Origin of the sequence: Arthrobacter nitrophenolicus (assembly GCF_000332815.1) — a bacterium.
Lineage (GTDB): Bacteria > Actinomycetota > Actinomycetes > Actinomycetales > Micrococcaceae > Arthrobacter > Arthrobacter nitrophenolicus.
The window spans coordinates 34565-42116 of sequence record NZ_AOFD01000039.1; the positions used below are offsets into that span (position 1 = coordinate 34565).

General features: G+C 69.7%; 8 protein-coding genes. 2 read left to right on the forward strand and 6 right to left on the reverse strand.

What is annotated here, in order from left to right:
* The first annotated feature begins 125 nt into the window (after positions 1-125).
* Both G205_RS14010 and G205_RS14015 read left to right on the forward strand, forming a co-directional pair.
* Positions 126-818 carry a GNAT family N-acetyltransferase gene (locus tag G205_RS14010; RefSeq protein ID WP_009358549.1) on the forward strand — a complete coding sequence of 231 codons (693 nt, stop codon included), beginning with the start codon at positions 126-128 and terminating at the stop codon, positions 816-818.
* Between the two features lie 84 nt (positions 819-902).
* Positions 903-3380 carry a DEAD/DEAH box helicase gene (locus tag G205_RS14015; protein WP_009358550.1) on the forward strand — a complete coding sequence of 826 codons (2478 nt, stop codon included), beginning with the start codon at positions 903-905 and terminating at the stop codon, positions 3378-3380.
* Here G205_RS14015 and G205_RS14020 read toward each other — a convergent pair.
* From G205_RS14020 to G205_RS14045, 6 genes are all read right to left on the reverse strand, one after another.
* Complete coding sequence (locus G205_RS14020) at positions 3377-3829, reverse strand: Rv3654c family TadE-like protein (RefSeq protein WP_009358551.1); 453 nt, start codon at positions 3827-3829, stop codon at positions 3377-3379. The two genes, G205_RS14015 and G205_RS14020, sit on opposite strands and share 4 nt — an antisense overlap.
* Positions 3826-4335: a TadE family type IV pilus minor pilin gene (locus G205_RS14025; RefSeq protein ID WP_235046924.1), complete on the reverse strand. Its 510-nt coding sequence runs from the start codon at positions 4333-4335 to the stop codon at positions 3826-3828. The genes G205_RS14020 and G205_RS14025 overlap by 4 nt, the downstream gene beginning before the upstream one ends.
* Positions 4332-4694 (reverse strand): DUF4244 domain-containing protein, encoded by a 363-nt coding sequence (locus G205_RS22115; protein ID WP_009358553.1) that lies wholly within the window; start codon positions 4692-4694, stop codon positions 4332-4334. The genes G205_RS14025 and G205_RS22115 overlap by 4 nt, the downstream gene beginning before the upstream one ends.
* A gap of 136 nt (positions 4695-4830) precedes the next feature.
* Entirely contained in the window at positions 4831-5445 is a 615-nt protein-coding gene (locus G205_RS14035) for a type II secretion system F family protein (RefSeq protein WP_009358554.1), read from the reverse strand.
* Positions 5442-6362, reverse strand: coding sequence for a hypothetical protein (locus G205_RS14040; RefSeq protein WP_035753128.1), 921 nt, complete (start codon positions 6360-6362; stop codon positions 5442-5444). The genes G205_RS14035 and G205_RS14040 overlap by 4 nt, the downstream gene beginning before the upstream one ends.
* On the reverse strand, positions 6362-7495 hold the full coding sequence (locus tag G205_RS14045; RefSeq protein ID WP_235046925.1) for a TadA family conjugal transfer-associated ATPase: 1134 nt from the start codon (positions 7493-7495) through the stop codon (positions 6362-6364). The genes G205_RS14040 and G205_RS14045 overlap by 1 nt, the downstream gene beginning before the upstream one ends.
* Positions 7496-7552: the final 57 nt, after the last annotated feature.

The window sequence follows — 7552 nt, forward strand, 5'->3', positions numbered from 1 at the left end:
ATTTAAGGGTACCGGCTGGGGTCCGGGCACCTGCCCGCCCGGGCTGGCCCATGCACCCGGACCTCCTCCATCACAATTGCGTAAGCACCTGTTGCTGGAGTTCCGGCTGGAATAGTGTTCATGCCATGAGTCCGGAAACCATGATTGAAGACATCACTGGCCTTCTTGAAGTGTGGGTGGCGGGCTGGGCCGGCTGCCGCGGGTACCAGACATCCAAAGAGGGCCGTTTCCCCGCTGCACTCCGGGCGGACACGAGCGGCGAATGGGAATACTTCGCGTCCGACCCCACCGACGGCGAATTCGCCGCCCTGGCTGCCAAGACCGCAGAGGTTCCGCCCCGCGTCCTGACGATCCTCACCAACGACATCCCCCGCTACGCAGCCCTGGCCGGCAGGCACGGGCTGAACGTCACGTCGGACACCCAGACCATGATGATTGTGGACATGGAGACGCAGGACGCCGAGGACCCCTGGCTTTCCGACGACGACCTGACCTTTTCCGCATCCGAGCAGAACGGGGTCCACTACGCCGAGGTACGCTCCGGCGAAGCCGTGGCCGCGAGCGGCCGGGTATACGTGGTGGGTGACACCGCCGTGTTCGACAAGATCATCACCGAACCGGGGTTCCAGCGCCGCGGGCTGGGCAGTTTCATCATGCGGGCCCTCGCCGCGCAGGCATTCGAGCATGACGTCACCACGGGGCTGCTGCTGGCCTCCGTCGACGGCCAGAAGCTCTATTCGCATTTGGGCTGGAGCACGGTCTCCCGCGTGCTGATGCTGTCTGCCTCCCACGACGGTTCCGATCTGTCCCTGAGCTGACCGTTCCCTTTCGTTGTCCCGCAGCCCGGTTCGCCCTTGGGGGAACCGGGCTGCGGCCTTCCACGCGGGTGAAACAATGTTGGGGTGAACCCCCATGACTCCCTGATTCCCATGCTGGGCCGCGGCCCGGATCCGGAACAGCTCCGTCATGTCCGTACCCTGCCGGCGCGTGCGGCGGTCCACGCACCGTGGCCGGCCTGGGTCCATCCGGACCTGGTGGACGCCTACGCTTCGCTGGGCATCGGGGAGCCCTACCGGCACCAGGTGGAGGCTGCCGATATCGCACACGACGGCGGCCATGTGGTGGTGGCCACCGGCACCGCTTCAGGAAAATCACTGGCGTACCAGCTGCCTGCTCTGGATGCCATCCACCGGTCTGAATTGCGCGTCCTCGCTGATCCGGGCAAGATCCACGACGACGGCGCCGTCACCCTGTACCTCTCCCCCACCAAGGCTCTGGCCGCCGACCAGCTGAACGCCATCCGCGCCCTGAAGCTTCCCACCGTCCGGGCCGAGACATACGACGGCGACACCGACCCCGCCTCCCGGCGCTGGATCCGCGACCATGCAAACTTCATCCTGGCCAACCCTGACATGCTCCATTTCGGCATCCTCCCCAACCATGCCTGGTGGGCCGGGTTCTTCCGCCGGCTGCGCTACGTGATCGTCGACGAAGCCCACAGCTACCGGGGCGTGTTCGGGTCCCACGTGGCAAACCTGATGCGGCGGCTGCGGCGGATCTGCGCGTATTACGGAGCCGGCACCTCCTTCCCGGAGCCGGTGTTCATCGCGGCCTCCGCCACGGCTTCGGACCCCGATGCCTCCTTCTCCCGGCTGATCGGCGCCCCGGTGCAGGCCGTTTCCAGCGACTGCTCACCCCACGGGGCCACCACGGTGGCCTTCTGGGAGCCGGCGCTGAGCGACGTCCGAGGCGAGAACGGCGCGAAGGAACGGCGGACTGCCGTGGCCGAAACAGCTGACCTGCTCGCCAACCTCGTGTCCGCCCAGGTGCGGACCATCGCCTTCATCAAATCGCGCCGCGGCGCGGAAAGCATCTCCACCATCACCAAGCGCCTCCTGGACGAGGTGGATCCGAGCCTCCCGCAGCGGGTGGCCGCTTACCGCTCCGGGTACCTCCCGGAGGAACGCCGCGCCGTGGAACGGGCCCTCCGCTCCGGCCAGCTCCTGGGCGTATCCAGCACCTCCGCCCTCGAACTGGGGATCGACATTTCGGGCCTGGACGCTGTCCTGGTGGCGGGCTGGCCCGGCACCCGGGCCTCCCTGTTCCAGCAGATCGGGCGTGCCGGCAGGGCCGGCCAGGAGGCCATCGCCGCCTTTGTGGCCAGCGACGATCCCCTGGACACCTTCCTGGTGAACCATCCGGAAGCGATTTTCGACGTGTCCGTGGAGGCCACGGTCTTTGATCCCTCCAATCCCTATGTGCTTGGCCCGCACCTCTGCGCAGCGGCCGCCGAACTCCCCCTTGGTCCCGGCGAACTGGACCTTTTCGGCGGAACGGCAGAGGCGCTGCTGGACAAACTCGTGGCGCAGGGCTACCTCCGCCGCAGGCCCGCGGGCTGGTTCTGGACGCACGCCCAGAGCGCCGCGGCGATGGTCAACCTGCGGGCCGACGGCGGCGGGCCGGTGAGCATCGTGGACGCGGACACCGGTTCCCTGCTGGGCACCATGGACTCGCCGCAGACCCACTACCAGGCGCACAACGGCGCGGTGTACATCCACCAGGGCGACAGCTACGTGGTGGAGGACCTGAACGAGGAGGACCACTGCGTGGTGGTGCGCCGGGCCAACCCGGACTACTACACCACTGCCCGGGACGTCACGCAGATCGAGGTGCTAGAGACCCAGCGCACCATGCAGTGGGGTGACATCACCGTCCACTTCGGCGACGTCAAGGTCACCACGCAGGTGGTGTCCTTCCAGCGCAAGGCCCTGATATCAAACGAGATCCTGGGCGAGGAACCACTGGACCTCGGAGCCCGGGACCTCTTCACCAAGGCCGTGTGGTTCGTGGTGGACAACAGGTCGCTCACAGCCGCCGGCCTCATCGAAGCCCAGTTCCCCGGCGCGCTGCACGCCGCCGAGCACGCCGCGATCGGGCTCCTGCCGCTGGTGGCGTCGAGCGACCGGTGGGACATCGGTGGCGTCTCCACTGCCCTGCACGCCGACACCGGGGTGCCCACCATTTTTGTCTATGACGGTCACCCCGGCGGGGCCGGCTTTGCCGAACGGGGTTTCGACAAGGCAAAGGTGTGGCTGGCGGCCACCCGGGATGCGATCAAGGCCTGCGAGTGCGACTCCGGCTGTCCGTCCTGCGTGCAGTCCCCCAAATGCGGGAACAAGAACAACCCTTTGGACAAGGACGCCGCCGTCACGCTGCTGGACGTTCTGCTGAGGGACGCCACGGAACACCCGGATATCACTGGGCGGCCGGACGTCACAGGACAGCCGGACGTCACAGGACAGCGGGCGGCTGCAGGGCAACAAGAATCCACCGGGGAGCAGGGCATCGGCGAACCAAGCGCCAGCTCACGGCGCGCCTAGGGAACTCCACCGGGTGGAGGCCCTGCCCGGGCATGGCCGCTGGCCGGACCCAATACGGACTCGTTCAGCCGTGTCCGGACCTCGAGTGTCTGACCAGGCCCCGACACGCAGCTGACCACCACCGCTGAGTGGCGGGCAGCCACCGCTGCTGCCACTGCGCAAGGCTGGCCGTCGGCGAGGCCGCGGAGCGCATCGGCGCCCGCCAGGGCAGCGAGGTCGGCTGCCGAAGCTGCCCTGCTGGCCAGCACCGCCGATTGGGCCAGCAGCATCACCATGGCCGCGATGAGCAGGACCACCAGCGCCAGGCCGGCGGCAAGTACCGTGCCGGAGCCCCGCTCGGCCTGGTCGCCAGGTGGTGGAGCCAGCGGAGCAATGAGGCCGCTGCCGGGCCGTCCGGAGGCACTCCGGTAGCCAGGCACGGGTCCGCTGCGCCGCTGAACTCCGATCATCTGTTGCCCCTCCCGTCCGTCAGCCCGCCGGTTGCGGCTGCTGCGGGCGCTTCGCTGCGGGTGGTGGCGCGGGCCGTCAGGATCCAAGGAATCGAGGAGCCCAGCGGCCCGCCCACGCGGTCCGTGACCGTGATGCTGTACCAGCCGCCTTCCGCTGCGACCGTGGCTGCTGCAGTGCCGCCGGCCAGTGTCCTGACGGTTCTCTCGACCCTGGCGGGATCCTCGCCCCTCGCCAGGGCCCGCGCACCGGCCCGCGCCCCCTCCTCGATCCGCAGCTGGGTTGCCCCGGCCGCAGCCCCCGCCAGCAGCATGGCCAACAGGGCAAGCACCGCGGGAAGCGCCACGGCGAACTCGGCGGTGACCGCGCCGCGTGCCGCGTTCGACGTGCCGCTTCCGAGTCCGGTTCCGGCGTTCCGGCGTCCCGTCATGCCGGCGCCCCGGCCTCGCCGGCCGAAGGGAACGGTCCGGGGTGTACGGCGCTGGAGCGCGGCCGGTGCAGCGGTCACGGCAGTGCCAGTGCGGTGCGGATCAGGGTCAGCAGGAAGCCGCGGACCTCGTCGCTGCGGAGGATGAAGACAAGGAGGCCGGCCAGGCCGACCGCAGCAAGGGTGGCGATGGCGTATTCGGCGGTGGCCATGCCCGCTTCCGAGCCCATCAGCCGGCCAGGGCGGCTGTGCTTTTGAACCAGGCGTGCACCCGGGTAGAGCTCCACAACGTTGGCCGGCAGCGTGCTGCCGGTGGTCGTCCCTGCCTTGCCGGACCAGTTGTGTTCCCGGCCCGGAGCGGCCGGGCGGGACAGCGCCGGGCGGGACAGCGCCGGACGGGCAGGTCCGGCGTAGTAACTGCGGTGGTGGTTCATGGACATATGGTGTTTCCTTTCATGGGGCCGGTGATGTTGCCGGCTGTCTTGACTCTTCCGGTCCCCAACAGGACCGGTAAGTGCGCGGGCGGCCTAAGTGGAAAAGGCCGGTTTCCGGGCCGGTGTGGAGGAAAGGACGTGGCTAACTGCCGGATGGCACCAGGGCCAGCAACACGGGAACCACGCCCAGGCAGATGAAGGCCGGAAGCGAGCAGAGGCCCAGCGGGACCACGAGTTTTACGCCCAACGAGGCGGCGCGCTTCTCTGCTGCCCGGAATCTCTCCCGGCGCAGCCTTGCGGCCTGGGCATAGAGGATGGCCGAGGACGGCGCGCCGGTCAGGGCCGCGAAGCCGAGGGCGTCGCGCAATTCCAGGATCTCGGGGAGCCGGACGGCTGAGCTGCGCCAGGCGGTCTCCCAGTCGGCGCCGATGGACAGGGCGGAGACCACCGGTCGGAGCGCCGCGCGGTACCGGATTGAGGCCGAGGCTGCCACGAGTTCCAGTGACCGCCCGATGCCGGAGCCTGCGTCCAGCATCGCCGCCACCAGTTCGAGCATCATGGCGGTATCACGCAGGCCCGTCCCACCCCGTGTGCGTGTGGTTTCTCCTTGACCCGCGGACAGGGCAGCCGGGTCCGGTCCGGTGATGCGCAGGTGACGAAGCCGTTTCCTCGCCGTCCACCTGCCGGAGCAGATGAGGCAGGCGGCAGCTGCAAGTGCCAGGAAGACGGCGGCGGCCAGCGGGCCGTTTCCGCTCATGGCACTCCCGCCCCGGCGGCGGCCGACACCAGGCGCGCCGACCACACCCGGCCGGCGGCAGTGAGCGCTAGTCCGGCTGCCAGCGCTGCCAGGCCCAGGGGTGTTCCCAGCAGAACGGCAACTGGATCCACGCCCAGCGCCACTCCCAGGCCCAACCCCATCAGCGGCAGCCATGTCAGCAGGGTGACGGTGGCCTTCGGCCCTGCCAGTGCCGTCTGCCGGGCAGCATCGGCGTCATCCTCCACTTCAAGCTGGGCCGCAAATCGGGTGAGCACATCGGCGAGGGGGCATCCGCTGGCTTCCGCGATGTCGAGACAGGCCGCCAGCTCGGACCAGATCCGTGCTTCGCGGTTCCGGACCGCCGGCGTCGCATCCAATGTCCTGCGGATTGCCTCGGATACGGGCGTCCCGCCTGCTGCTGCAGCCCTGGCAGAGGCAAGCACTGCCACGGAACCCGCCGACAATCCGGCGCCGGGCCGGCCTTCCGGCCGGCTGGCGGCAGAGCCGCTGGCGGCAGAGCCGCTGGCGGCAGAGCGGCTGGCGACTGAATTCCCGTCCGGGGACCGCGCGGGGTGCAGCCGGAACGGACTGGCCGGAAAGTGTCCCGGGTGACCGCCGCCTTCCGCCCCATACAGCACCCACAGTTCGTCCCACAGCCGGCCGGGCGTCCGGCCGCCTTTCAACAGGGCTGCGAGTTGCTGGACCACCAGGGTCAGGGCCGCGGCGGCGGGCATGCTTCCCATTCCTGCCGAACCCCGCCGCTTCCGCCCAATCCATGGCCGGGTCAGTCCAGCCCCGGGGAAAGGGACAGCCCGGCTGTGTCCTGCCGCGCGGCGCAGCCTGGCCGGTGCCCCGTGTGGCGGCTTCAGCAGCAGGACGGCTGCCATGACGAGGACGGCGGCCAGCAGCAGGATCATCACGGCTCCCCCGCCTGGACACCCAGGCGTGCGGCAAGCGCCGGCCATGCGGGACCGGGCGCGCGGGCGGCGGCTTCGAGCGCGGGAACGACCGCCAGCCCGTCCGGGCCGTCGCCAATGACGCCGATACAGGAGACTTCCCGTCCCCGGGAAGTCCGCTCAACGTGGATGACGACGTCAAGGGCGCTTGCTGCCTGGAGCCGCACTGCATCCGGGCCCAGTCCGGCCAGGGCGCCGTGCGCCGTCAGCCTTGCAGGCACTGCGGTTGCGGTGTTCGCATGGATGGTGCCGCCCCCGCCGCTGTGGCCGGTGTTCATGGCCGTGAGGAGCTCGCGTACCTCCGCCCCGCGGCATTCGCCGACCACCAGCCGGTCCGGGCGCATGCGCAGTGCCTGCCGAACCAGTTCGCCGAGGTCCACCTCGCCACCGCCTTCCAGGTTTCCGTGCCGCGACTCGAGCGACACCACGTGCGGATGGCGTGGATTGAGTTCCGCCGCATCCTCGATCAGGACCAGCCTCTCCTCCGGCCGGCACAGCCCCAGCAGGGTCGACAGCAGGGTGGTCTTGCCCGATCCGGTGGCACCGCTGACCAGGAAGCTCAACCTGTGCTCCACCACTTTTTCGAGGACATCCTGCAGCCGCGGACTGAACATTCCGGCCGCGCCAAGTTCGGCCATGGTGAAGACCCGTTCCCGGCGGATCCGGACGCTGATCAGGGTCCCTGCCGTGGAGACCGGAGGGAGGACGGCGTGGACGCGGTAGCCCCCGGCCAGGCGCACATCCACGCAGGGTGAGCCGTCGTCCAGCCGCCGTCCGCCGGCTGCCACCAGCCTGCAGGCCAGTGCCCGCAGCTGGGATTCGCTGTCGAAAACGATGGCCGTGCGCTCGATGCCCCGGCCCCGGTCCACCCACACGGAATCCGGCGCGTTCACGAAGATGTCCGTGGTGGCCGGATCGCGCGTGAGTTCCTGAAGCGGACCCAGGCCGTTCAGCTCCGCACTGATCCGTTCCGCCGCGGCCAGGGCGCCGGCGGTGCCCAGGAGCTTTCCGGTGGCCTGCACGGCGGCTGCCACCCGCGACGGCGTGACCGCACCTGCCTCGGCCATCATCGATTCGCGCACGGATTCCAGCAGCCCGGCGTCGACCCGGCGCCGGCTGTCCTGTCCGCGGTTGTCGCGCCGCCGGACGGG